At 68.8% G+C, this 25,481-nt stretch carries 23 protein-coding genes and 1 rRNA gene; 4 read left to right on the forward strand and 20 right to left on the reverse strand.

Going from position 1 to position 25,481, the window contains the following annotated elements:
- Window positions 1-162 precede the first annotated feature (162 nt).
- Genes acs through QMG61_RS15850 form a run of 3 tightly spaced genes read right to left on the reverse strand, consistent with a single transcriptional unit; the run spans window position 163 to window position 4,138 of the window.
- Window positions 163-2,133: an acetate--CoA ligase gene (gene acs, locus QMG61_RS15840; protein ID WP_283495305.1), complete on the reverse strand. Its 1,971-nt coding sequence runs from the start codon at window positions 2,131-2,133 to the stop codon at window positions 163-165.
- A complete protein-coding gene (locus tag QMG61_RS15845) occupies window positions 2,133-3,752 on the reverse strand; it encodes a monocarboxylic acid transporter (RefSeq protein WP_283495306.1) in 1,620 nt (539 codons plus the stop codon). Before QMG61_RS15845 ends, acs begins: the two co-directional genes overlap by 1 nt.
- A complete protein-coding gene (locus tag QMG61_RS15850; RefSeq protein WP_283495307.1) occupies window positions 3,749-4,138 on the reverse strand; it encodes a DUF485 domain-containing protein in 390 nt (129 codons plus the stop codon). Before QMG61_RS15850 ends, QMG61_RS15845 begins: the two co-directional genes overlap by 4 nt.
- A 179-nt stretch (window positions 4,139-4,317) precedes the next feature.
- Here QMG61_RS15850 and QMG61_RS15855 point away from each other — a divergent pair, with 179 nt between their 5' ends.
- The 4 genes from QMG61_RS15855 to QMG61_RS15870 are packed head-to-tail and all read left to right on the forward strand — an operon-like array spanning window position 4,318 to window position 8,166.
- A complete protein-coding gene (locus tag QMG61_RS15855; protein WP_283495308.1) occupies window positions 4,318-5,511 on the forward strand; it encodes a sensor histidine kinase in 1,194 nt (397 codons plus the stop codon).
- Between the two features lie 47 nt (window positions 5,512-5,558).
- Complete coding sequence (locus QMG61_RS15860; protein WP_283495309.1) at window positions 5,559-6,281, forward strand: LytR/AlgR family response regulator transcription factor; 723 nt, start codon at window positions 5,559-5,561, stop codon at window positions 6,279-6,281.
- Window positions 6,278-6,685 carry a hypothetical protein gene (locus tag QMG61_RS15865; RefSeq protein ID WP_283495310.1) on the forward strand — a complete coding sequence of 136 codons (408 nt, stop codon included), beginning with the start codon at window positions 6,278-6,280 and terminating at the stop codon, window positions 6,683-6,685. The genes QMG61_RS15860 and QMG61_RS15865 overlap by 4 nt, the downstream gene beginning before the upstream one ends.
- The gene (locus tag QMG61_RS15870) at window positions 6,682-8,166 is read left to right on the forward strand and encodes a sodium/solute symporter (RefSeq protein WP_283495311.1); all 1,485 of its coding nucleotides are present in this window, start codon (window positions 6,682-6,684) and stop codon (window positions 8,164-8,166) included. The genes QMG61_RS15865 and QMG61_RS15870 overlap by 4 nt, the downstream gene beginning before the upstream one ends.
- A gap of 294 nt (window positions 8,167-8,460) precedes the next feature.
- Here the strand turns inward: QMG61_RS15870 and der are convergent, their stop codons facing one another.
- From der to rrf, 17 genes are all read right to left on the reverse strand, one after another.
- Window positions 8,461-9,975, reverse strand: coding sequence for a ribosome biogenesis GTPase Der (gene der / locus QMG61_RS15875; protein WP_283495312.1), 1,515 nt, complete (start codon window positions 9,973-9,975; stop codon window positions 8,461-8,463).
- Window positions 9,972-10,658: a (d)CMP kinase gene (cmk, locus tag QMG61_RS15880; protein WP_283495313.1), complete on the reverse strand. Its 687-nt coding sequence runs from the start codon at window positions 10,656-10,658 to the stop codon at window positions 9,972-9,974. Before cmk ends, der begins: the two co-directional genes overlap by 4 nt.
- Window positions 10,659-10,662: 4 nt before the next feature.
- Window positions 10,663-11,745: a prephenate dehydrogenase gene (locus tag QMG61_RS15885; protein ID WP_283495314.1), complete on the reverse strand. Its 1,083-nt coding sequence runs from the start codon at window positions 11,743-11,745 to the stop codon at window positions 10,663-10,665.
- A 21-nt stretch (window positions 11,746-11,766) separates the two neighbouring features.
- Window positions 11,767-12,555, reverse strand: a complete 789-nt coding sequence (locus QMG61_RS15890) for a pseudouridine synthase (protein WP_283495315.1) — start codon at window positions 12,553-12,555, stop codon at window positions 11,767-11,769.
- On the reverse strand, window positions 12,552-13,175 hold the full coding sequence (gene scpB, locus QMG61_RS15895) for an SMC-Scp complex subunit ScpB (RefSeq protein WP_283495316.1): 624 nt from the start codon (window positions 13,173-13,175) through the stop codon (window positions 12,552-12,554). Before scpB ends, QMG61_RS15890 begins: the two co-directional genes overlap by 4 nt.
- Window positions 13,165-13,974, reverse strand: coding sequence for a segregation and condensation protein A (locus QMG61_RS15900; RefSeq protein ID WP_283495317.1), 810 nt, complete (start codon window positions 13,972-13,974; stop codon window positions 13,165-13,167). The genes scpB and QMG61_RS15900 overlap by 11 nt, the downstream gene beginning before the upstream one ends.
- On the reverse strand, window positions 13,958-14,875 hold the full coding sequence (locus QMG61_RS15905) for a ParA family protein (protein ID WP_283495322.1): 918 nt from the start codon (window positions 14,873-14,875) through the stop codon (window positions 13,958-13,960). Before QMG61_RS15905 ends, QMG61_RS15900 begins: the two co-directional genes overlap by 17 nt.
- A gap of 181 nt (window positions 14,876-15,056) precedes the next feature.
- A complete protein-coding gene (gene xerD, locus QMG61_RS15910; protein ID WP_283495323.1) occupies window positions 15,057-15,962 on the reverse strand; it encodes a site-specific tyrosine recombinase XerD in 906 nt (301 codons plus the stop codon).
- On the reverse strand, window positions 15,959-16,639 hold the full coding sequence (locus QMG61_RS15915; protein WP_502847053.1) for an NUDIX domain-containing protein: 681 nt from the start codon (window positions 16,637-16,639) through the stop codon (window positions 15,959-15,961). The genes xerD and QMG61_RS15915 overlap by 4 nt, the downstream gene beginning before the upstream one ends.
- Before the next feature lie 3 nt (window positions 16,640-16,642).
- Window positions 16,643-18,355, reverse strand: a complete 1,713-nt coding sequence (gene pyrG, locus QMG61_RS15920) for a CTP synthase (protein WP_502847054.1) — start codon at window positions 18,353-18,355, stop codon at window positions 16,643-16,645.
- Window positions 18,356-18,384: 29 nt separating this feature from the next.
- On the reverse strand, window positions 18,385-20,082 hold the full coding sequence (recN, locus tag QMG61_RS15925; RefSeq protein ID WP_283495318.1) for a DNA repair protein RecN: 1,698 nt from the start codon (window positions 20,080-20,082) through the stop codon (window positions 18,385-18,387).
- A gap of 84 nt (window positions 20,083-20,166) precedes the next feature.
- Window positions 20,167-21,084 (reverse strand): NAD kinase, encoded by a 918-nt coding sequence (locus QMG61_RS15930; protein WP_283495319.1) that lies wholly within the window; start codon window positions 21,082-21,084, stop codon window positions 20,167-20,169.
- Between the two features lie 4 nt (window positions 21,085-21,088).
- Window positions 21,089-21,901 carry a TlyA family RNA methyltransferase gene (locus tag QMG61_RS15935; RefSeq protein ID WP_283495326.1) on the reverse strand — a complete coding sequence of 271 codons (813 nt, stop codon included), beginning with the start codon at window positions 21,899-21,901 and terminating at the stop codon, window positions 21,089-21,091.
- Window positions 21,902-22,101: 200 nt separating this feature from the next.
- Window positions 22,102-22,311: a hypothetical protein gene (locus tag QMG61_RS15940; RefSeq protein ID WP_283495327.1), complete on the reverse strand. Its 210-nt coding sequence runs from the start codon at window positions 22,309-22,311 to the stop codon at window positions 22,102-22,104.
- Window positions 22,312-22,327: 16 nt separating this feature from the next.
- The gene (locus QMG61_RS15945) at window positions 22,328-23,353 is read right to left on the reverse strand and encodes an HAD-IIA family hydrolase (RefSeq protein WP_283495320.1); all 1,026 of its coding nucleotides are present in this window, start codon (window positions 23,351-23,353) and stop codon (window positions 22,328-22,330) included.
- A complete protein-coding gene (locus QMG61_RS15950; protein WP_283495321.1) occupies window positions 23,328-24,281 on the reverse strand; it encodes a tetratricopeptide repeat protein in 954 nt (317 codons plus the stop codon). Before QMG61_RS15950 ends, QMG61_RS15945 begins: the two co-directional genes overlap by 26 nt.
- Window positions 24,282-25,368: 1,087 nt before the next feature.
- Window positions 25,369-25,481: ribosomal RNA gene (gene rrf, locus QMG61_RS15955) — 5S ribosomal RNA — on the reverse strand; the annotation flags it as partial.

Raw genomic sequence — 25,481 nt, forward strand, 5'->3', positions numbered from 1 at the left:
TGACAAAACAATGTCAGGGCCAGACCGGCCGACGCATCGAGACAAAGACAGCCGAAGCGTCAGACAAGCTCTGAGTCAGACCACCCTGACCCCACCAACCATCATCACTGACAAGCTCGACCACCGATGAGCTCGACCACCGACAGGGCCGACCGCGGGGAGCTACGCGGTCGCGCCCGCCAGGCTCGTCGCGATGGTTTGCATCGACGTGGTGTCCGCCAGGGTGGCGACGTCGCCGACGTCCCGGCCCTCCGCCACGTCCCGCAGCAGCCGGCGCATGATCTTCCCCGACCGGGTCTTCGGCAGCTCCGGAACGATCAGGAGCCGCTTCGGCCGCGCGATCGGGCCGATCTCGGCGACGACGTGAGCCGCCAGAACCTTGGCCACATCGTTGTTGTCGAGCACGTCGTCGTCGTTCCGGTCACGGAGGATGACGAACGCCACGATGGCCTGGCCGGTCGTCGCATCCGCGGCTCCCACCACGGCGGCCTCGGCCACCATCGGGTGCGAGACCAGAGCCGACTCCACCTCCACCGTGGAGATGCGGTGACCCGAGATGTTCATCACATCGTCGACCCGGCCCAGCAGCCAGATGTCACCGTGCTCGTCGTACTTCGCTCCGTCGCCGGCGAAGTAGAAGCCCTGCGCCTTGAACCGATCCCAGTACACCTCCTGCGCGCGATCCGGCTCGCCCCAAATGCCGCGGGACATGGCCGGCCAGGGCTTGTCGATGACAAGATAGCCGCCCTCTCCGCTCCCCACCTTTTCCCCGTGGTCATCGACGACCCGCGCCGAGATCCCGGGCAGCGCCAGCTGCGCCGAGCCCGGCTTCGTGGCGGTGACACCGGGCAGCGGCGAGATCATGATCGCGCCGGTTTCCGTCTGCCACCAGGTGTCGACAATCGGCGTCGTCGACCGGCCGATGTGCGTGTGGTACCACATCCACGCCTCCGGGTTGATCGGCTCCCCCACGCTGCCGAGCAGGCGCACCGACTCGAGGTTGTAGCCCTGCGGGATGTGTTCGCCCCACTTCATGAACGTGCGGATCAGCGTCGGGGCGATGTAGTAGATCGTCACCCCGTACTTCTCGATGATCTCGAAGTGCCGCCCCTCGTGCGGCGTGTTCGGGGTGCCCTCGTACATCACCTGGGTCGCCCGGTTCGCGAGCGGCCCGTAGACGATGTAGCTGTGCCCGGTGATCCAGCCCACGTCGGCCCCGCACCAGTACACGTCGGTGTCCGGCTTGAGGTCGAACACGGCCCGGTGCGTGTACGCCACCTGGGTGAGGTAGCCGCCCGAGGTGTGCAGGATCCCCTTGGGCTTGCCGGTCGTGCCCGACGTGTAGAGGATGAACAGCGGATGCTCCGCGTCGAACGATTCGGGCTCGTGCTCGGCCGACTGGGAGCCGACCAGGTCGTGCCACCAGAGGTCGCGACCCTCCTGCATCGCGACGGGCTCCCCCACCCGGCGCACCACGATCACCTTCTCGACGGTGTCGGCGCCCCCCAGCGCCTCGTCCACATTCGCCTTCATCGGTGCGCCGGCCCCTCGCCGGTACTGACCGTCGGAGGTGATGACGACTCTCGCCGCGGCGTCGTCGACCCGGGCGCGCAGCGCCGCCGGCGAGAATCCACCGAAGACGACGCTGTGCACGAGGCCCAGCCGCGCGCAGGCGAGCATGGAGACGACCGCCTCCGGGATCATCGGCAGCTGGATGACCACCCGGTCGCCGGCGACCAGTCCGAGGGAGCTCAGCGCGTTCGCCGCCCGGCAGACCTCGTCGGTGAGCTGCGCGTAGGTGATGTCCCGGGTGTCGCCCGGCTCTCCCACCCAGTGCAGCGCCACCTGGTCACCGTGACCGGACTCGACGTGCCGGTCGAGGCAGTTGTACGCCACGTTGAGCTTGCCGCCGTGGAACCAGCGCGCGTTGGGCGGGTTCGACCAGTCGAGCACCTCGTCCCAGGGCTGCGTCCAGACCAGCTTCTCGGCCTGGGTGGCCCAGAAGTGCTCGCTGTCCCGGTCGGCGTGCTCGTAGTGCGACGCGTCCGCGTTGGCCTGCGCCTGGAACTGCTCGGTCGGCGCGAAGATGCGCGTGACATCGGGGCCGGTGTGGGTGACGGTTTCCCTGTCCATCAGTGGTTCACCGCCTCCTTCTCGGCGCCGACGCCGGTGAGCGAACGCACCTCCATCTCGACCTGCTTGGCGGTGTCGCGCGGAACCTTGTCCAGCACGGTGCCGAGCCAGCCGAGCACGAACGCGAGCGGGATGGAGATCAGGCCCGGGTTGCTGAGCGGGAAGACGGCGAAGTTCGCGCCGGGGATCATCGACGTCGGTGAGCCGGAGACGACCGGCGACAGCGCGATCAGGAAGATGGCCGAGGCCAGTCCGCCATACATGCTCCACACGGCGCCCTGGGTGCTGAACTTCTTCCAGAACAGCGAGTACAGGATGGTCGGCAGGTTGGCCGAGGCCGCGACGGCGAAGGCCAGGGCCACCAGGAACGCCACGTTCTGACCGTTGGCACCGATGCCACCGATGATCGCGACGATACCGATGATGACCACCGTGCGACGGGCCACCTTGACCTCGTCCTCCGGACGGGCCTGGCCCTTCTTGAAGACGCTGGCGTAGATGTCGTGGGCGAAGGATGCCGCGGCGGTGATCGTGAGACCGGCCACAACGGCCAGGATGGTTGCGAATGCAACCGCGGAGATCAGGCCGAGCAGCACGGGACCGCCGAGCTCGAACGCCAGCAGCGGAGCCGCGGAGTTGACGCCGCCCGGGGAGGCGAGGATGCGGTCGGCACCGATGAGTGCCGCCGCGCCGTAACCCAGCACGAGCGTGAAGATGTAGAACCCGCCGATGAGCCAGATCGCCCAGACCACGGAGCGACGGGCTTCCTTGGCCGTCGGAACGGTGTAAAAGCGCATCAGCACGTGCGGCAGCGCCGCGGTGCCGAGCACCAGGGCCAGGGCCAGCGAGATGAAGTCGAGCTGGGTGATGTTGGACAGGCCGTACTTGAGGCCGGGGTTGAGGATCTCGGGGTTGCCCGCGGTCTCCACGGCGTGGTCGAGCAGGCTGGAGAGGTTGAAGCCGTGCAGCGCGAGCGTCCAGACGGTCATCACGGCGGCGCCGGCGATGAGGAGCACAGCCTTGATGATCTGCACCCAGGTGGTTCCCTTCATGCCGCCGATGAGCACGTAGACGATCATCAGGGCACCGACGATGGTGATCACGACGGACTGGCCGACCTTGTCGTTGATCCCGAGCAGCAGCGAGACGAGCCCGCCGGCGCCGGCCATCTGGGCCAGGAGGTAGAAGAAGCAGACGACCAGGGTGGTGATCGCGGCCGCGATCCGAACCGGACGCTGCTTCAGACGGAAGGAGAGCACATCCGCCATCGTGTACTTGCCGGTGTTGCGCAGCAGCTCGGCGACGAGCAGGAGCGCGACGAGCCAGGCCACGAGAAAGCCGATGGAGTACATGAAGCCGTCGTAGCCGGTGATGGCGATGGCGCCCACGATGCCGAGGAACGAGGCCGCGGAGAGATAGTCACCGGCGATGGCGGTGCCGTTCTGGCCGCCGGTGAAGGAGCGGCCGGCCGCGTAGTAGTCGGCCGCGGTCTTGTTGTTGCGGCTGGCCCGCAGAACGATGATCAGCGTGATGGCGACGAACGCGCCGAAGATGCTGATGTTCAGGACCGGGTTGCCGGGGCTGGTCGCTGCGGCGGCGGCTGCGAGGTGGATGTTCACTTGGACTCCTTCTTGGCAGAGGTCTTCGTGGCTGCGGCGAGCGGGCCCTCGATCTCGTGGCGGATGGCTGCGGCGATCGGGTCGAGCCGGCGGCCGGCGTAGCTGACGTACCAGGTCGTGATAGCGAAGGTGCTCACGATCTGGGCCAGGCCGAGCAGCAGGCCGACATTGACACTGCCGAAGACCTTGATCGACATGAAGTCGTGGGCGTAGCCCGCCAGGAGCACGTAGGCGAAGTACCAGAGCAGGAATGCGATGGCCACGGGGAAGACAAAACTGCGATGGCGTTTGCGCAGCTCCTGAAACTCGTCTGATTCCTGCACTCGGTGGAAGGTTGCCGCGGGGATTACCGCGTCCACTCCCTCTTCCAGGGCGACATTGCCCATGATTTTCTCCTCATCATTGATAGAGCGTTCATACGCACTGGTGATTCTGGTGCGATGCCGATCACTCTCCCCCACGCACTGGGCTTCGGCGTCGGCACGACCGGGCTCCGTCGCCGAGCGGCGGTCACCCTGCGCCGAACGGCGGATTCTCTCGGTGCGCGCCGGTTAGGGTTAGGACCATGCCCGAGTCACCGTTGCTGGCCGTGGTCGTCATAGGCGTCGTCGTCATCACGCTGACGATCGCCGTTGTCGGCGCCGTGGGCTTCAAGTTGCTCCGCTCGTGGCGGGAGCTCGGCACGGACGCCGAGCAAGCCACCTACACGACGTTGCACTCCGCATCCCTGGCCGGCAAGCACCTGCGCAACGGGTTGGAACCCGCCGGCGCCGCCAAAGCGGGGCGGCATTTGCGCGGTCTGCTGGGCTGCGAGGCCCTGGCCATCACGGATGTCTCCGGCATTCTCTCCTGGGACGGCGCCGGAGACGAGCAGCGGGGCGGGGCCGTCGAACTGGCCTCGAAGATGCTGGCCACCGGTCGGACCCAGGTGTTCCGCGAGGCGGTGCCGCACGACGCCAAGTTGAAAGAGGCCGTGGTCGCGCCGATCCGTTCCGGCTCGCGGATCGTGGGTTCGGTTGTCGCGTACGCGCCCCGGGTCAAGCCGGGCCTCGTACGCGCGACCGGCGAGGTGGCCGATTGGGTGGCCGCGCAGGTGGAACTGGCCGAGTTGCAGTCCTCGCGAACGCTCCTGATGGAGGCCGAGGTGCGCGCGCTGCGGGCGCAGATCAGCCCCCATTTCATCTACAACTCCCTCAACGCCATCGCCTCCTTCATCAACACCGACCCGGCCAAGGCCCGCGACCTGGTGCTGGAGTTCGCGGACTTCACCCGGTATTCGTTTCGTCGGCACGGGGATTTCACCACCGTCGCCGAGGAACTGGGCTGCATCGAGCATTACCTCAAGCTCGAAAGGGCCCGCTTCGGCGACCGGTTGCAGGTCTCGCTCACCATCGCGCCGGAGGTGCTCAGCACCGTGATCCCCTTTCTCAGCCTGCAGCCGCTGGTCGAAAACGCCGTGCGCCACGGTCTCGACGACAAGGAGGGCGTCGGCCACATTGCCATCACGGCCCAGGATGCCGGCGCGTTCGTGGCGGTGACGATCGAAGACGATGGTGTGGGGATCGAGCCGGAGCACCTGCGCTCGGTGCTCGCCGGTCATAGCGACAGCGACCACGTGGGATTGCGCAACGTCGACTCCCGCCTGCGCCAGGTCTACGGCGACGACCACGGCCTGGTGATCGACACCGCCCCCGGCGCCGGCACCCTGATCACCATGCGGGTGCCCAAATCACAACCCCGACCCGACCTCGGTTCGTGAGCGGCGGGCCTTGTGACTGCGTTCCTCGTTGCTGAGAGACTGGCGTCATGATCACTGTGCTCATCGCCGATGACGAGCTCCCGGCCCTCGACGAACTTGCGTTCCTGCTCGGCCGGGACGAGCGGGTCGGCACCATTCACCGCGCCTCGTCGGGCTCGGAGGCGCTGCGCATCCTCGATCACGAACGGGTGGACGCGGTCTTCCTCGACATCCACATGCCCGGGCTGTCCGGTCTCGACATCGCCCATGCCGTGTCTCGCTCCGCCGGATCCCCGGCCGTGGTCTTCGTCACCGCCGACGAGGACCATGCCGTGAAGGCCTTTGAACTGGCTGCCGTCGACTATCTGCTCAAACCCGTGCGCGCCGAACGGCTCGCCAAGTCGGTGGCCAGGGTCATCGAGACCCTGGCGACGGCCGAGACCACCCCGCCGACGCTGATCACCGTGGATCTCGGCGGCCTGAAGAAGATGATCCGCCGCGACGAGGTTCGCTACGTGCAGGCGCAGGGCGACTACGCCCGGTTGCACACCGACGAGTCCAGCTACCTCATCCGGGTTCCGCTCGCCGACCTCGAGAAGCAGTGGGCGGAGGCCGGTTTCCTGCGCATCCACCGCTCCTACCTGGTGTCGATGTCACACATCACCCAGGCGAAACTGGGTGCCGCGCGCCCGACCATCGTCACCAACGGCGCGGAACTGCCGGTGAGCCGTCGGCACCTGCCGGACCTCCGGGAGAAGCTCGAGACCACCAGAATCCGGCCGTCGTCATGACGCCCGAGGACACCGCCGGGTCTAAACCCGTCGTACCGACCCCGCCGCGACGGGTCAGGGTCACGGCGCCGATTGCCCAGGCTCGGCGTGCGCCCGGCCACCCGGTGGCCCGGGAGATTGCGGAGCAGTCCGAGGTGGGCCAGGTCTACGTGCGCTCCCTGATCCGCTCCCAACTGCGGCTCGCGGTGGTCGTCGCCGTCGGTTTCCTTCTGATTCTGCTGGCCTTTCCCCTGCTCATCGCCTACGTGCCGGGCCTGGAACAGGCCGAGTTCCTCGGGGTGCCCTTCTCCTGGCTTGCGCTCGGCGTCGGGGTCTATCCGATCATCCTGCTCAGCGCCTGGTTGCATGTGCGCGCCGCGGCCCGGAACGAGGCCAGGTATCTCGACCTGGTCAACGACGCATGAATGCCTGGGTGGGCTACGCGGCCCTGATCGGGCTGTTCACCGTGACGGCGGCGATCGGTTTCTACGGCCTCCGGATCTCGCGCACCACAGAGGACTTCTACGTGGCCTCCCGCACGGTGCGGCCGTGGTGGAACGCCTCGGCCATCGGCGGTGAGTATCTCTCGGCGGCCAGCTTCCTCGGCGTTGCCGGGCTGATCCTCATCTCGGGGTCGGATGCGCTCTGGTTCCCGATCGGCTACACGGCCGGTTATCTGATGCTGCTTCTGTTCGTGGCGGCGCCGCTGCGCCGTTCGGGCGCGTACACGATCCCCGACTTCACCGAGGCGCGGCTGGAGTCGGTGACGGCGCGGCGGGTGACCAGCGTGTTGGTGGTGATGGTGGGCTGGTTCTACATCGTCCCGCAGCTGCACGGCGCCGCGCTGACCATGAGCATCGCCACCGGGTTGCCGTCGTGGGTCGGCTCCGTGGCCGTCGCCGTCGTCGTCTGCGTCACCGTGGTGATGGGCGGGATGAAGTCGATCACCTTCGTGCAGGCGTTCCAGTTCTGGCTCAAGTTCACGGCGATCGCCCTGCCCATCGTCTTCATCCTGATCATCATGGGCAACTCTGGACTCACGGTTCCGGCGGTGGCCGAGCCGTTCGCGGCCGACCCGGCCGCTTCCCCCACCGCCGGCACGTACCGGGACATCTCGCTGGTCGTCGCCCTGCTGTTCGGCACGCTGGGCCTGCCGCACGTTCTGGTGCGCTTCTACACGAACCCCGACGGCCCCTCCGCGCGGCGCACGACCCTGATCGTGATCGGGCTTTTGTCGGTCTTCTACCTGTTCCCGACCGTGTACGGAGTGCTCGGCCGTGCGTTCACCCCCGACATCGCCACCGGCGGCACACCGGATGCGCTGGTGTTGCTTCTACCCGGACGGCTGGTTCCCGGCCTGGCCGGGGATGTCCTCACCGCTCTTGTCATCGCCGGGGCCTTCGCCGCATTCCTCTCGACCACCTCCGGTCTCGTGGTCTCCATTGCCGGGGTGATCAGCCAGGACGTGCTCGGCGGTCGGGTGCGCGGCTTCCGCGTTGCCGCCGTGTTCTCCACCCTGGTGCCGCTCCTCGTCGCCCTGCTCACCGATTCCATGCAGTTGGCCGGGAGCGTCGGCCTGGTCTTCGCCTTCACCGCCTCGACGCTCTGCCCGCTGCTGTTGCTCGGCATCTGGTGGCGCGGCCTGACGGACGCCGGTGCGATCGCCGGGATGCTCGCGGGGGCTGCGCTCTGCGGCGGGGCAATCGTGGCCGGCCGGGCGCTGGGACCGCTGGCCGGGCCGTTCCAGGTGCTGCTGGCGCAGCCCGCGGCCTGGACGGTGCCGGCGGCCTTCGCCGTGATGGTGGGCGTCTCTCTGCTGACCCGAGGCCGCCGCCCGGCCGGCATCACCAGAATCATGACCCGTCTCCACGCCCCCGAGCGCCCGCAGCCTGCCCCGACCCGCTGACCGCCCGCGGTGGTCGAGCCTGTCGAGACCAGGAGCCCCGGTGGTCGAGCCTGTCGAGACCAGGAGCCGCCCGGTGGTCGAGCCCCGGTGGTCGAGCCTGTCGAGACCAGGAGTCCCGGTGGTCGAGCCTGTCGAGACCCTCGCGACACGCACGACCAACCGGGTCTCGACAGGCTCGACCACCGCGACAAGCTCGACCACCGCGACAGGCTCGACCACCGCACCGCCGACCCCGGGCGGCAACGCAAAACGCGCGCGCCCCGAAGGACGCGCGCGTTTCTGTGCAGCAACCGCTTAGCGCTTGCGCTTCTCGCGCACGCGCATGCTGATGTTGATCGGGCTTCCGACGAAGCCGTAGGTCTCGCGCAGGCGACGCTGGATGAACCGGCGGTAGCCCGGGTCGAGGAACCCGGTGGTGAAGATGACGAAGGTCGGCGGGCGGCTGGAGGCCTGGGTGCCGAACAGGATGCGCGGCTGCTTGCCACTGCGCACGGGGTGCGGGTGCTCGGCGGCGAGTTCGGCGAGGAACGCGTTGAACTTGCCGGTGGCGATGCGGGTGTCCCACGCTTCAAGCGCGGTCTCCAGCGCCGGAACGAGCTTCTCCATGTGGCGGCCGGTCTTGGCCGAGATGTTCACGCGCGGGGCCCAGGCCACGTGGGCCAGGTCCTGCTCGATCTCACGTTCCAGGTAGCGGCGACGGTCGTCGTCGATCTGGTCCCACTTGTTGAAGGCGAGCACGAGGGCGCGGCCGGATTCGAGCACGAGGTCGATCACGCGCACGTCCTGCTCGCTGATGACCTCGGTCACGTCGATGAGCACGACGGCGACCTCGGCCTTTTCGAGCGCGGCGCTGGTGCGCAGCGAAGCGTAGAAGTCCGCGCCCTGGGAGAGGTGCACGCGGCGACGGATGCCGGCGGTGTCGACGAAGCGCCACACCCGGCCACCGAGCTCGACCTGCTCATCGACCGGGTCGCGGGTGGTGCCGGCGAGCTCGTTGACGACAACGCGCTCCTCGCCGACGACCTTGTTCAACAGGCTGGACTTGCCCACGTTCGGGCGTCCGAGGATGGCCACGCGGCGGGGGCCGCCGACCTCCTGCTTGGCGACGGCGGAGATTTCGGGCAGCTCGAGCAGGATCGCGTCGAGCAGGTCGGCGACGCCGCGACCGTGCAGCGCGGAGACCGGCCACGGCTGGCCGAGGCCGAGCGCCCACAGGCTCGCGGCTTCCGGCTCCTGGCGGATGTCATCGACCTTGTTGGCGACGAGGAAGACCGGGCGGCCGGCCTTGCGCAGCAGGCGCACGACGGCCTCGTCGGTGGAGGTCGGTCCCACATTCGCGTCGACGACGAACATGACGACGTCGCAGAGTTCGATGGCCAGTTCGGCCTGCGCGGCGACGGAGGCGTCGATGCCCTTGGCGTCGGGCTCCCAGCCGCCGGTGTCGACGAGGCTGAACTTGCGTTCGTGCCATTCGCCCTTGTAAGTGACCCGGTCGCGGGTGACACCGGGGGTGTCCTCCACGACGGCTTCACGGCGTCCGAGGATGCGGTTCACCAATGCGGACTTGCCCACGTTCGGGCGGCCGACAATGGCGATGACCGGCAGGGCCGGCAGATATTGGATGGCGTCGGGGTCATCCGTCACCGAGTCGAGAACGTCGAAGTCCTCGTCGTCCAGGTCGTACTCATTGAGTCCGGTGCGGAGGGCGGCGGCGCGCTGCGTCACCAGTTCTTCATCGAGGCCGTCCAGTCGTGAGACCAGTTCGTTGTCGATGGTGGGGATCGTGTCGTCGAAGTCGTTGTTATTCATGCGAGTTCCTCGCGGCGTGTATTGATGACATCGATGACCGCGTCAATGGTCTGTTCGAAGTCGAGATGGGTGGAGTCGACGGTGATCACACCGTCTGCGGCGCTCATGAATTCGACTACCTGGGAGTCAGCGCGATCCCTCGATCGCAACTGTTCTGCCACGGTTTCAGCCGATTGGGTCGATATTTCCGCAGAGCGCCTAGCCATTCTAGCCTCCTCGGATGCGGTAAGGAGAATGCGCACCTCCGCTTCGGGTGCCACGACGGTCGTAATGTCGCGCCCTTCGACCACCACGCCGGTTCGCGGGGACTCCGCGGCGATGCTGCGGAACAGCTGCGTCAGGTGGCTGCGCACCTCGGGGATGCGGGCGACGGCGCTCACCGCGGCCGACACTTCGGGCTCTCGGATCGCGTCGGTGACGACGGTGTCGCCCACCTTCACGAAGTACCGGTCGGGTTCGATTCCGATCGAGTAGTCGAAGCCGTTCAGCGCGGCGACGACCGGCTGCGCGTCGGCCGGGTTGATCCCCTTCGACAGCACATACCAGGCGAGCGCCCGGTAGGCGGCGCCGGTGTCGAGATAGTCGAAGCCGAGGCGGCGGGCCACGGCGCGACTCACGCTGGACTTGCCGCTGCCGGCCGGGCCGTCGATGGCGACGAGGTGTGGTCGGGAATGACGTCCCATAGTTCTAACCAGCAATCCGCCAGCCGCGTGCGGCCAGCTCTTCGGTGAGGCGGAAAACCGCTTCGGGGAGTACGGAGATTTCGGCCAGGCCGATTTGGGCGCCCGGCGAGTGCTCGAGGCGAAGGTCTTCCATGTTCACGCCGAGCTGGCCGATTTCGTTCAGCAGCTGCGCGATCTGGCCCGGGCGGTCGTCGATCATCACGATGAAGGACGCGAACCGACGGTCCTGGCCGTGCTTGCCGGGCAACCGGGCGACGCCGGCGTTGCCGCCGGAGAGTTCCTCGGCGACCTTGCGCCTTGCGCCGGGCGCGGTCGGCTCGGCGAGGGCGTCGATGAACCGGTCGAGGTCCTCGCGGTAGGCGAGCAGGATGTCCCGCACGGGCTGGGCGTTCGCGCCGAGGATCTGCACCCACAGTTCGGGGTCGCTGGCCGCAACCCGCGTGACGTCGCGCAGGCCCTGGCCGGCGAGGTTGAGCGCGGAACCGGGGGCATCCGTCAGTCGGCGGGCCATGATCGTGGAGACGACCTGGGGCACGTGGGAGATGAGCGCGACGCCGCGGTCGTGTTCCTCCGGGGTCATCTCGACCAGGATCGCGCCGAGGTCGAGGATGAGGTCGTCGATGGCGGTGGCCTGCTGGTAGCTGATCGCGTCGTGCGCGGCCACCACCCAGGGGCGGCCGACGAACAGGTCGGCGCGACCGGCCAGCGGCCCGCCGCGCTCACGGCCGGCCAGCGGGTGCGAGCCGATGTAGCGGGACACGTCGGCGCCGCGGGCCCGCAGCTCGGCGAGGGGCGCGAGCTTGACGCTCGCGACATCCGTCACGATCGCGTTCGGGAACGCCTCCAGTTCACGGGCGACGATCTCGGCGGTCACGTCGGGCGGCACGCACACGACGATCAGCTGGGGAGCGTCGCCGGGGGCGCCGACGCGGCCGGCGCCGTAGTCGACGGCGATGCTCAGGTTCGTCGGGGACGCATCGGCGAGGATCACGTCGATGCCCCGGTTGCGCAGCCCCAGCCCGATGCTGGTGCCGAGCAGGCCGGCGCCGACGACGCGCACGGGTCCGATCAGTCGACTCTCGACCATGGTGGTTCTCCTGGTCTCGGCTTATTCGGTCGGTTCGGCGCGCGAAACGGTGAGCAGCTGGCCCAGTTCCGCCTTGGTGAGGTCGCGCGCGTCGCCGACCCGGAGGGTGCCGAGGTGCAGCGGGCCGAACTGGCGGCGCACGAGGTCGACGACGGGGTGGCCGACGGCTTCCATCATCCGGCGCACGATCCGGTTGCGGCCGGAGTGGAGGGTGAGCTCGACCAGGCTGAAGCCGTCGCCGGGAGGGCTGGTGAGAATGCGGGCCTTGTCGGCGGAGATCGGGCCGTCGTCGAGTTCGATGCCGCTCTGCAGCAGGCCGATGGTCTGCGCGGACACGCGGCCCTCGACCTTGGCGATGTAGGTCTTGGTGACGCCGAACGAGGGGTGCGCGAGCACGTGCGCGAGGTCACCGTCGTTGGTGAGGATGAGCAGGCCGCTGGTCATCGCGTCGAGACGACCCACGTTGAAGAGGCGTTCCTCGAACTGGTCGGTGAACTCGCGCAGGTCCGGGCGTCCGCTCTCGTCCTGCATGGAGGACACCACGCCGACGGGCTTGTTGAGCATCACGTAGCGGCGGCTCGTGTCCAGCTGCACCGCGATGTTGTCCACGGCGATCTTGTCGGTGTCGGGGTGGATGCGACGGCCGAGTTCGGTGACGACCTTGCCGTTCACGCGCACCCGGCCGGCGGCGATCAGGTCTTCGGAGACGCGGCGGGAGGCGACGCCGGCGGAGGCCATGACCTTCTGCAGACGCACGCCGTCTGCGGCGGCATCCGGGTTGGTCGGGGTGCCCTGTGGGTCGGTCGTCATGGAAGATCCTCAAATCCGTCTGCGCCGTCTGCGAGCAACGGCGATATGTATGGCATCTCGTCCAGCGAGTTGATTCCAAGCTGGCTGAGCAGTAGGTCGGTGGTGGCGTAGTTGATCGCGCCGGTCTCGCTGTCGGTGAAGGCTTCGGTGATCAAACCACGGCCCAGGAGGGTGCGAACGACCGAGTCAACATTAACGGCCCGAATCGAGGCTACAGCGCCGCGGCTGATTGGTTGCTTGTATGCGATCACGGCGAGGGTCTCGAGGGCGGCCTGGGAGAGCCGGCTCGGGTTCTGGGTGAGCACGAAATCGGCGACGACGAGGTCGTGTTCCGGGCGCACGTAGATGCGCCAGCCACCGGCCACCTCACGGAGTTCGAAGCCTCGGCGCACGGTGCCGGCGACACCGTCGAAGTCGGCGACCAGGCGCTTGACGGCGGCCTTGACCTCGGCGAGGGGCCGGTCCACGGCCGTGGCCAGGTGGATCAGGCTCTGCGGTTCGTCGGCGACCATGAGCAGGGCCTCGAGCTTGCGCTCGATCGGGGCTAGCCCGCCCGCGGCATCCTCGGCGGGGTCGCCCTGGGTGGCCGGGTCGCTGGTGTGCACGGCGTCAAGCGTCATAGTCGGCTCCGAGGTCAGCGAGGTTGGCTTCTGACCAGGACTCGGCGCTCCAGTGCAGGCTGAGGTCGCCGAGCGGTTCGAGCTGGTCGAAGGAGATGGCGCCGTGCCGGTAGAGCTCGAGCACGGCCAGGAACCGGGCGATCACGACGCCCTTGAGTTCTGCGCCCACGATCAGTTCGCGAAAGGTGAGGGTCTCCCCCGGGCGCAGCATCGACACGATGTACGCGGCCTGTTCCCGGATGCTCACGAGCGGCGCGTGCAGGTGGTCCAGGCCCACGGTGGGCAGCTCCCGCGGGGTGAGGGCGAGGGCGGCGAGGGCGGCGAAATCGCCGAGCGAGAGGGTCCAGACCAGTTCGGGCGTCTGCGCGCGGTACTTCTCCTCGAGCCGTACGGAGCGCACGTGCCGGGTGGACTCGGTCTCCATCCGGCCGAGGAACCAGGCCGAGGCGGTCTTGAACGCGCGGTATTGCAGCAGTCTTGCGAAGAGAAGGTCGCGGGCCTCGAACAGGGCGGCGTCCTCGGCATCCACAAGTTCACCCTGCGGCAACAGCCCGGCGACCTTGAGGTCGAGCAGGGTGGCGGCGACGACGAGGAACTGGGTGGCCTGGTCGAGCTCTTCGGTCTGGTCGAGCCCGCGCAGGTAACTGATGAACTCGTCGGTGACCTGGCTGAGCGAGACCTCGGTGATGTCGAGTTCGTGCTTGCTGATCAGGGTGAGCAGCAGGTCGAACGGGCCCTCGAAGTTGCCGAGGGCAACCGAGAATGCTTTCGGAGCGGCCGCGTCAGGCGACGGCGCCACGCTGGATCAGTTCCCGGGCCGCCTGCTTGTACGCCTTGGCTGCCGCGTGTTCTGGCGCGAATTCGGTGATCGGAACGCCGGCAACGGACGCATCCGGGAACTTGACCGTGCGGCCGATGACGGTCTCGAGCACGCTGTCGCCGAACGCGTCGACGACCCGCTCGAGCACCTCACGCGAGTGCAGGGTGCGGGAGTCGTACATTGTCGCGAGGATGCCGTCGAGTTCGATGGCCGGGTTGAGCCGGTCGCGCACCTTGTCGATGGTCTCGATCAGGAGGGCGACGCCGCGCAGGGCGAAGAACTCGCATTCGAGCGGGATGAGCACGCCGTGGCTCGCGGTGAGCGCGTTCACGGTGAGAATGCCGAGCGAGGGCTGGCAGTCGATCAGGATGACGTCGTAGTCGCCGGAGATCTTGCGCAGCACCCGGGCGAGGATCTGCTCGCGGGCGACCTCGTTGACGAGGTGCACCTCCGCGGCGGACAGGTCGATGTTGGCCGGGATGATGTCGAGGTTCTCGACCGAGGTCTTCTGGATCGCGTCGGCCGGGTTGACCGAACCGCTCAGCAGCAGGTCATAAATGGTGGTGACGTCGTGGGTCGGCACGCCGAGGCCGGCCGAGAGAGCACCCTGCGGGTCGAAGTCGATCGCGAGCACGCGGCGGCCGTACGCGGCCAGGGCCGCACCCAGGTTGATGGTGGTCGTCGTCTTGCCGACGCCGCCCTTCTGGTTGCAGAGCGAGATGATTCGCGCCGGGCCGTGGCTTCTGAGGGCCTCCGGCTCGTCGAATTCCTTTTTCGGGCGCCCGGTAGCACCTACTGGTACGTCCTCGAAACCGGGGAGTAAAGCCCGGTCACCCTGCTTACGCGCCACTGAGATGTCCTCGATCCGTCCTGCACCCATCACTGTGTCGAGTGTAGCGATCGGATTGCCTCCAACTCGCAAGGATCGCCGAAAAGCGCCGCTCCCGCCCGAATCCGCCCCACTCCGTTTCCCTCTCCCCAGCCCGCGCCGGTTTCCGCAGCCCGCGCCCGCCCCCGCGGTCGCGCCCTGCGGAAACGGGCGCGGCGAGACGCGGCGCGGCTCAGCGAGCGCGGGGGTGCGCCGTCGTGTACATGTCGCGCAGGGTGTCCACGGTGACCAGGGTGTAGATCTGGGTGGTCGCGACCGACGAGTGGCCGAGCAGTTCCTGCACCACCCGCACGTCCGCTCCGCCGGCGAGGAGGTGCGTGGCAAACGAGTGCCGCAGCGTGTGCGGCGACACGTGCCCGTCAAGCCCCGCCCGCTCCGCCGCGGCCCGGATGATCAGCCACGCGTTCTGACGGCTCACCCGTTGTCCCCGAAGCCCCAGAAACAACGCCGGGGTCGCTTTGCCGCGCCCGGAGAGCGCCGGTCGCGCCCGCACCAGGTACGCGTCGATGGCCTTGCGGGCGAAACTGCCGACCGGCACGATGCGCTGCTTGTCGCCCTTGCCGGTGAGCCGCACGACATCCTGCTCGAGCACGTCGTCCACATTGAGGTTCACCGCCTCGGATACCCGGGCGCCCGTGGCGTAGAGCAGTTCGAGCAGGGCCTTGTCCCGCAGCGCCTGCAGATCGTCGCCGTCGGTCGCGTCCAGCAGCGCGGTGACCTGTTCGATCGAGATGGCCTTGGGCAGCCGGGTGCCGAGCTTGGGCGGTTTCGACTCATGCGCGACATCCGTCTCGACCACGCCCTCTTCGAGCAGGAACCGATGGAACCCGCGCACGGTCGAGAGGATGCGCGCGATCGACGCCGCCGTCAGCGGCGACTCCTCTCGCAAACCCAGAAACCGCACGAACTCCCCCACGTGCCGCGAGGTGATTGCGCGCAGGTCGGCGAGTTCGTGCCCGGCCAGCCAGCCGGCGTAGATGACGAGATCGCGCCGGTACGCGGCGACCGTGTTGACGCTCAGCCCGCGCTCGATGGCGACGTGCCGCAGGTACGAATCCACAGCCGCCGCGACGATCACACCGAGTGGTCCCAATTGATCGGATGCCGCGGCCACGGAGCGTCCGCGGGCGTGAGCGAGCTCCAGCCGCGGGCCCGTGACGCGTGGGCGGCGAGCACACCGATCACGAGTGACGGGTTCTGCAGCCGACGGTCGAGCACGGCGTCGACGCACTCATCGAGCGGCACCCAGCGGATCTCGATGTCGGCTTCCTCTTCGGTGCGTTCGAACGTTTCGGTGGCGGCGGCCAGCCCGCGGGCCAGGTAGATCCGGATGACCTCGTTGCTGCCGCCCGGCGACGTGTAGAACTCGCTGAGCACGGTCCAGTCGGTGGCCGTGACGTCGGCTTCCTCGGCGAGCTCACGCTGCGCCCCGATGAGCGGGTGTTCCCCGTGCTCGTCGAGCAGCCCGGCCGGGAGCTCCCACTCCCGAACGCGCACGGGGTGCCGGTACTGCTTGATCAGGAGCACCCGGTCCTGCTCGTCGAGGGCGAGGATCGCCACGGCGCCGGTGTGGTCGAGGTATTCACGCACGATCCCCGAGCCGGCGTAGTCGAAGGTGTCGCGGCGCACATCCCAGACCTTGCCCTCGAAGACGATCTCCGTGTCGGTGACCGGGGCGAAGGCGAATTCGTCGGTGAGTGACGCCGGTGACGCCTGGCCGTCGGAGTTGTCCGCGCTGACCGCGGCGTCGACCAAGGTCTAGGCCTCGACCTTGACCTCGACCTCGAACAGGCGGCTGGCCTGCTGGCGGTCGAGCGCTGCGGCGATCAGGCCGCGGAACAGCGGATGCGCGTGGCTCGGCCGGCTGCGCAGCTCGGGGTGAGCCTGTGTGCCCACGTAGAACGGGTGCTCCTCGCGCTTCAGCTCGACGTACTCGACCAGGTGGCGGTCGGGGGAGGTTCCGGAGAACCACATGCCGGCATCCGCGATCTGCTCACGGAACGCGTTGTTCACCTCGTAGCGGTGACGGTGGCGCTCGGAGGCCTCAGAGGCACCGTAGAGCTCCGAAACGAGCGAACCCTCGGCGAGGGTGGCCGGGTAGAGGCCGAGGCGCATGGTGCCGCCCAGGTCGCCCCCGGCGATGATCTCGACCTGCTCCTCCATGGTCGCGATCACGGGGAACTCGGTGTCCTCGTCGAATTCCGACGAGGATGCGCCGGTGAGTCCGGCCTTGTTGCGGGCGTATTCGATCACCATGCACTGCAGGCCGAGGCAGAGGCCCAGCACGGGGATCCCGTTTTCCCGGGCGAACCGCAGGGCGCCGAGCTTGCCCTCGATGCCGCGCACACCGAAACCGCCGGGCACGCAGATGCCGTCGAGTTCGCTGAGGAGGCGGGTCGCACCCTCGGCGGTCTCGCATTCGTCGGAGGCGATCCAGTTGATCTTGACCTTGGTCTCGTTGGCGAACCCGCCGGCGCGGAGGGCCTCGGTCACCGAGAGGTAGGCGTCGGGAAGGTCGATGTACTTGCCGACCAGGCCGATGGTGACCTCGTGCTTGGGCTCGCGCACGGCGTCGAGCACCTTCTGCCAGGCGGTCCAGTCGACCTTGGTGACCGGGAGATCGAGGAGGTCGGTGATGTACCGATCCAGACCCTGGTCGTGCAGCATGGTGGGGATCTCGTAGATGCTGGGCACGTCGATCGCGTTGACGACGGCGTCTTCGTCGACGTCGCACATGAGCGCGATCTTGCGCTTGTTCGACTCGGAGACGGGCCGGTCGCTGCGCAGCACGAGCGCGTCGGGCTGGATTCCGATCGAGCGAAGGGCGGCGACGGAGTGCTGGGTCGGCTTGGTCTTCTGCTCGCCGGAGGCCGCCATGAACGGCACCAGGGACACGTGCACGAAGAAGACGTTCTTGCGGCCGAGCTCGTGGCGCACCTGGCGGGCGGCCTCGAGGAACGGCTGGGACTCGATATCGCCGACGGTGCCGCCGATCTCGGTGATGATCACGTCGGGGCGCGGCTCGTCGTCGGCCTGGAGTCGCATCCGGCGCTTGATCTCGTCGGTGATGTGCGGGATGACCTGCACGGTGTCACCGAGGTACTCGCCACGGCGTTCCTTGGCGATCACCTGTGAGTAGACCTGGCCGGTCGTGACGTTGGCGGCCTGGTTGAGGTTGATGTCCAGGAACCGCTCGTAGTGGCCGATGTCGAGGTCGGTCTCGGCGCCGTCGTCGGTCACGAAGACCTCGCCGTGCTGGAACGGGTTCATCGTGCCCGGGTCAACGTTGAGATAGGGATCGAGCTTCTGCATGACGACGCGCAGACCGCTGGCCGTCAGAAGATTGCCGAGGCTTGCCGCCGTCAGGCCCTTGCCCAGTGAGGAAACAACACCACCGGTGACGAAGATGTGCTTGACCGTCGGATTGGGATCGGTGCTGTCTGATTTGTCCGTGCTTTTATTTTCCACCACGGGCTTCGACTCTATCACTGTGGGTTGACCTATCCGTTGGCGCGGGCGAGGGAAATGAGCTCACGGGCGTGCTCGAGCCCGCTCGCGGAATCGGGCAGGCCCGACAGGAGCCGGGCCATCTCGGCGGCCCGTTCGTCGCCGTGCAACTGCCGCACACTGCTCGCGGTGACGGCGCCGTCGCTGTCCTTGACGACGCTGAGGTGGTTGCCCGCGAACGCCGCAACCTGGGCGAGATGGGTGACCACGATCACCTGCGCGGTCTCGGCGAGCCGGGCGAGTCGCCGCCCGATCTCGATCGCGGCGGCGCCGCCGACACCGGCGTCGACCTCGTCGAAGACGAAGGTGGGCACGGGGTCGGTGGCGTTGATGACGACCTCGATCGCGAGCATCACCCGGGAGAGTTCACCGCCGGATGCCCCGCGCGCCAGGGTGCGCGGTTCAGCGCCGGCGTGAGGTCGCAGCAGGATCCGCACGAGGTCGCGGCCCGTGACGGTGATCTCCGGGCGGCTGTCGATCTCGACGACGAGGGCGGCATCCGGCATCGCCAGGGCGCTCAGCTCGGCGGTGACGGCCGTTCCGAGCCGGTCGGCGGCGGCGAGGCGGATGCCGGTGAGCCGGTCGGCGAGGCCGTCCACGACCAGCCGGTCGGCTTGGGTCTCGGCGCGGAGCGCGTCGATGCGGTCGGTGTCGCTGTCCAGTTCGAGCAGCCGGGCGCTGCCGGTGCCCGGAAAGTCGATCGCCTCATCGAGGCCGCCGTCGTACTTGCGGGCGAGGGCGATGAGCTCGGCCCGGCGTTCCTGCACGACCTCGAGTTCCCGGGCGCCGTCGGCGTCCAGGCCGGCGAGGTAGCTGGAGAGCTGGGCGGCCACGTCGGCGACGACGAAGCCGGCGCCCGCGAGGGCCTCGGCCATCGGCGGCAGGGCGGGGTCGTGCTCGCCGGCCCGCTCGAGCTGGCGACGGGCGGAGTCGAGCAGGACGACGGCATCCGGAAGCCCATCGGGGTTCTCCTCCGCGGACAGGAACTCACGCGCCTGCGCGGCGGCGACCCGGAGCTCCTCCAGGTTGCCGAGCCGTTCGGCGCGGGCGCCGAGTTCGTCGTCCTCGCCGGGCCGGGGCGCGATCCGTTCGATCTCGTCGATGGCGTCGCGCAGTTCCGCGGCCTCCTCGGTGCGCTGGTCCTGCTCGTCGACGAGTCGGGCCAGGTCGCTCTGGCGGGTCTGCCAGCGGTGGAAGACCTGCGTGAATTCGTCGAGGGTCTCGGCGAGTTCGGGGCCCGCGAACCGGTCGAGCGCCGCACGCTGGGCGGTGGCCGAGCGCAGACGCACCTGGTCGGACTGGCCGTGCACGACCACGAGGTCGCCACCGAGGTCGCTGAGCACGCTCGCGGGGGCGCCGCGCCCTCCGACGACGGCCCGACTGCGGCCCTCCGCGGAGACCGAGCGGCTGAGGATGAGTTCGGGGCCGTCGAGGTCTCCCCCGGCGTCACGCACCCGGGCGGCGACGGCGCCGTCGGCGGGAATCAGCCAGCGGCCCTCGACCCAGGTCTGGGCCTGGCCCTGGCGCACGAGTCCCGGGTCGGCGCGTTCGCCGAGCAGCAGGCCGAGCGCGGTGACGACCATGGTCTTGCCGGCGCCGGTCTCGCCCGTGACCGCGGTGAACCCGGGGCCGAGCGGGAGGGTCGCCTCGGCGATCACGCCGAGGTCCCTGATAATGAGTTCGTCGATCATGCCGTGGGCTCGCTCACGCCGACCGTGCTCACGCCGCGCTCATTCACGCCGAGTTCAATCACGCCGCACTCATTCACGCCGCGCTCATTCACGCCCGACCGGGCCTCTCCAGCCGGTGACGGGCAGGTTGAACTTGTTCACGAGGCGGTCGGTGAACGGGCCGCTGTGCAGCCGGGCCAGTCGCACGGGGACAGGTGACCGGCGCACGATCACGCGCGCTCCCGGCGGGAGGTCCTGCACGCGGCGGCCGTCGGCGCAGAGCACGGCGGCGGCGCCGGTTCGGGCGACGACCTCGACGGCCAACGATGAATCCGGGCCGACGACGAGTGGACGGGCGAACAGTGCGTGCGCGCTGAGCGGCACGAGCAGCAGGGCGTCGAGGCTCGGCCAGACGACCGGGCCGCCGGCGGAGAAAGCGTAGGCGGTCGACCCGGTGGGCGTTGACATCACCACGCCGTCGCAACCGAAGGAGGAGAGCGGGCGACCGTCGACCTCGATGACGACCTCGAGCATCCGTTCGCGGCTGGCCTTTTCGACCGTGGCCTCGTTCAGCGCCCAGGTCTCGTAGACGACGTCCTCGCCGACCTTGACCCGCACGGAGAGGGCCATCCGTTCCTCGACCAGGTAGTCGCGGGACAGGGCGCGCCGCACGGCCTCGCCCAGGTCGTCGCGTTCGCTCTCGGCCAGGAATCCGACGTGGCCGAGGTTGATCCCGAGCAGCGGTGCCGAACAGCCCCGCACGATCTCGGCGGCACGGAGGATGGTCCCGTCGCCGCCGAGCACGATCACGAGCTCGAGGTCGGTGACGTCGACGTTGACGTGCAGGGTCGCCAGCTGGGAGTCGAGCTCCGGGCAGGAGGCGAGCAGGTCGGCGCGTTCATTGCCGGCCAGCACGGGCACCGCGCCGGCCGCGAGCAGCTGCTGGCACACGGTGACGGCTGCCTCCAGGGAATCCTGCCGCCCGGTGTGCGCGACGACGAGGATGTGGCGTGCTGCAGTCATGTTGTCAGGCTCCCACCAGTGCCGTTGTCCGTTCGATCCATTCTGTCGGATTCGTGCCCACGTCGCGGCTCAGCCAGCAGAGATACTCCCGATTGCCCGCTCCCCCGGCGATCGGGGACGCGATCAGGCCATTCGTGCGGAGCCCGAGGTCCCAGCCCGCCCAGAGCACGCCCGCGATGGCGTCGGCGCGCAGGCCGGCGTCGTGCACAATGCCTTCCCGGATGCTGCCCTTCCCGACCTCGAACTGCGGTTTGATCAGCAGCACGAAATCGGCGCCCGGCGCGGCGGTCGCGACCAGCGCGGGCAGCACGAGCGGCAGGGAGATGAAGGACAGGTCGGCGACAACCAGATCGGCCGGAGTGTCCACCCCGGAGGCCCCCGCGAGCTTCTCCGCGGTGGAGTAGCGCAGGTTGAAGCCCTCGACGAGCACGATCCGAGGCTCGGAGGCGAGCAGCGGGGCGAGCTGGCCGTGGCCGACGTCGACGGCGAGCACCTGGGCGGCACCGCGTTCGAGGAGCACCTGGCTGAACCCTCCGGTGGAGGCTCCGGCGTCGAGCACCGTGCGACCCTGCACCGGCACGGCGAAGGCATCGAGCGCGGCGATGAGCTTGTGGGCGCCGCGGCTGACGTAGTGGTCGGTCGCCGCCACCTCGATCAGCTGGTTGTCGCGCACCTTCGCGGATGCCTTGACGACCGGTTTGCCGTCGACCGTGACCAGGCCGCCGGTGATCAGCTGCGCGGCCACCGTGCGGGAGCGAGCCAGGCCACGCTCGGCGAGGGCCGTGTCAAGGCGCTGGTCCGGCGCTCGCTCGGGCAGCTCCTCGGGCAGCTCCTCGGGCAGCTCCTCGGGCAGCTCCTCGGGCAGCTCCTCGGGCAGCTCCTCGGGCAGCTCCTCGGGCAGCTCCTCGGCGGGCGGGGCCTGCTCGGGTGCGTCGGCCGTGGCATCCGGGTGCCCGGCATCCGTGGAATCGGACGCCATGGGCTCGGTCGGGTTCTCGTCGGTCATCGGTTCCCCGGTCATTCGTTGGTCGAGCGCGGAACGTCGCCGCCCTCGAGGTGATCGCGCAGGCTGTCATGCAGCTGCAGGTATGCCGCGGCGCGGTCTCCGAGCGGCTGGTTCTCGATCGCGTCGAGGCCGGCGACGATCTCTTCGGCGACGCGCGCCTCGGCGATTGCCGGCGGTTCGCCGAGCGAGGCCGCCGGGCTATTCTGCGGGTCCTGGGTCACGCCCTCAACGTTACCGTCAGAGATAGAGTCGCTCCGGAACATTCAGGCCGTAGATCGGTCGGCCGGAGGCCCAGATCACGGCGCAGGCGGCGCGAAGCAGGTTGATGGCGCCGTCGCCCTCGGCGACGACCTCGACGTCCGCGCCGCGGAGGCGCACCGTTGCCCCCGCGACCGTGGCCGACGTGCCGTCCTTGGAGAACACCGTCTCCGGGTACGGCTCGTGCAATTGCCTGAGGTCGTCGAGGATGTACGTGGGCCGGGAGGCCGCATCGGCCGCGAGGGCCTGCTTGGCCTTGTCGATACCGGTGAGCACGAGCACGGCCGGAATGCCGGCCCGGTTCGCGCCCAGGATGTCCGTGTCGAGACGATCGCCGATGAACAGGGCCTGCTGGGCGCCGAATCGGTTGACGGCCTCGGTGAAGATGGCGACCTCCGGCTTGCCGGCCACGATCGGTAGTCGGCCGACCGCGGTGTGCACGGCGGCCACGAGGGTTCCATTACCCGGTGCGATGCCCCGGGCCACGGGAATGGTCCAGTCGGTGTTGGTGGCGATCCACGGGATCTCCACGCCGTCGGCGCGGGGGTGCAGCGCGAACGCGGCCTCGGCAAGGTCTTTCCAGCCCAGGTCGGGCGAGAAGCCCTGGATGACGGCGGCCGGCGTGTCGTCGGCCGAGCGGGTGACGATGAAGCCGCCCTTTTCGACCTCGACGACGAGACCCTCCCCGCCGATGACGAGCACCAGCGCGCCGGCCGGAACCTCGTCGGCCAGCAGACGCACGGCCGCCTGGGGCGAGGTGACGACATCCGTCGCCACCGCCCCGAGGCCGAGCTCGCTCAGGTGGTCGGCAACGGTCTGGTCGGTTCGCGACGCGTTGTTGGTGAGGTAGCCCACCCGCAGGGTTTCCGCCGCGCGGTTGAGGCTCTCCACCGCGAACGGGATCGCCCCCGGACCGGTGTACACGACGCCGTCGAGGTCAGCGAGCACCACGTCGACGCCGGCGAGTGGAGTCTGCGGCTCAGCCACGCGGCGACGCCTCAGCATCGTGCTCCTCGTCGTCCGAGCCGGCCGACTCTCCGGTCGACTCGCCGGTCGAGCCTGTCGAGACCCCGTCCGCGTCGTCCGCGTCGAGCTCGGTGGTCGAGCCTGTCGAGACCCCGTCCGCGTCGTCCGAGTCGAGCTCGGTGGTCGAGCCTGTCGAGACCCCGTCCGAGTCGTCCATGAACTCGTCGTCCATGAACTCGTCGTCCTCGATCTCGAGGATCTCCATGGTCTCGTCCGCGTCGGATGCTCCCGACACTGCCGCATCGGCACGGTCGGCACGTTCGTTCCAGAGTTCGGCCTCGTCTTCACGGCCGAGCTCTGCGAGCACCTCGGCGTAGGCGGCGAACAGCTCAGCGCTGTAGGAGAACGCGGTCTTCGGGTCCAGCTGCGGAATCTCGAGCTCGCTCAACGCGGCCTCGGCCTCGCCGAGGTCGAGACGGGCTCCGGACATGGCGATGGCCAGGGCGACCTGAACGGATGCCGGCAGGGTCGCCCGGTCGACGGACCGACCGAGCTCGAGCGCACGGTCGGGTCGCCCGACACCACGTTCGCTGTCCACCATCAGGGGAAGCTGGGCGTTGGAGCCCGAGATCCGACGGTAGGTCCGCAGTTCGCGCAGAGCGAGGGCGAAATCGCCGGTCGCGTAGGCGGTGATGGCGAGGCTCTCGCGCACTACAGCGATGCGGCCGGCTCGACGAGCGGCCGACATGACGTGGCGGTGGGCAAGTTCCGGGTCCTCGTCGATGACGCGGGCGGCCATGGCCAGGTGCCGGCCGACGGCCTCGGCGTTGTCCTTGCTCAGGGTCTTGAGCTCGTTGCGGGCGATCCGGTCGAGGTCCTGCGACGTGACGTCGTCGGGAAGTTCCGGGTCGTCGTGGCGGGGACGCACCGAACGCAGCTCGCGCTGCATACGCTGCTCCTCGGTCATCTCCTCTTCGACGACTCGGGCATCGCGGTCGCCACGGGCGGGCGCACCCTCGCGGGTCCACAGCTTCTTGCCCGCCTCACGCGGAGCACCGGCACGGTTCGGCGATCCGCCACGCTGCGTGGCATTGCCCCACGGCTTGCGGTCGCCATCCTGGCGCGGACGTTCGGTGCGGTCGCCGTCCTTGGCCCACGGCTTGCGCTCGGCGCCACCACCGGACGGGCGATCGGAGTTGCCGCGGTAGGGAGGACGCTCACCACCACTGGAGGGACGGTCGGAGTTGCCACGGTACGGAGCCCGCTCGCCGTCCTTGGCCCACGGCTTGCGCTCGGCGCCACCGGACGGGCGATCGGAATTGCCACGGTACGGAGGACGCTCGCCACCCTGCTGCGGGCGGTCGGAATTGCCGCGGTACGGAGGACGCTCACCACCACTGGAGGGACGGTCAGAGTTGCCACGATGCGGAGCCCGCTCACCATCCTTCGCCCACGGCTTGCGCTCGGAGTTGCCACCGGACGGGCGATCGGAATTGCCGCGGTAGGGCGGACGCTCACCGTCACGCTGGGAACGATCAGAGTTCCCACGGTACGGAGGACGCTCGCCACCCTGCTGCGGGCGATCGGAATTCCCACGGTACGGAGGACGCTCACCATCACGCTGGGGACGATCAGAGTTCCCACGGTACGGAGGACGCTCGCCACCCTGCTGCGGGCGGTCGGAATTCCCACGGTACGGAGGACGCTCGCCACCCTGCTGCGGGCGGTCGGAATTCCCCCGGTACGGAGGACGCTCGCCGCCAGTCTGCGGGCGTTCGTTGCGACCCTGGTAACCACCGGATCCGCGTTCGCCACTCGAGGAAGGTCCGGACCGGCGGTTGTCGTCGCCTCGTCCGCCCTGCGGCCGGCCGCCCTGGTTGCCGCCGGAACGCCGTTCATCCCGGCCGCCGTTGCGTGCGTCGTCTCCGTGCGTACCTGTAGGGCTCACTGTGTCTCCTGTGTAATTGGTCTGCCTTTTCGACTGACTTGATCAGCGTAAGGCTTAACGCAAAATGGCCACCCATTGGGTGGCCATTTAGCTTTTTCTAAGTTAAGTCCGGCGGTGTCCTACTCTCCCACAGGGTCCCCCCTGCAGTACCATCGGCGCTGAGAGTCTTAGCTTCCGGGTTCGGAATGTGACCGGGCGTTTCCCTCTCGCTATAGCCGC

It is taken from the genome of Cryobacterium sp. PH31-AA6 (genome assembly GCF_030063195.1).
Taxonomy (GTDB): Bacteria; Actinomycetota; Actinomycetes; order Actinomycetales; family Microbacteriaceae; genus Cryobacterium.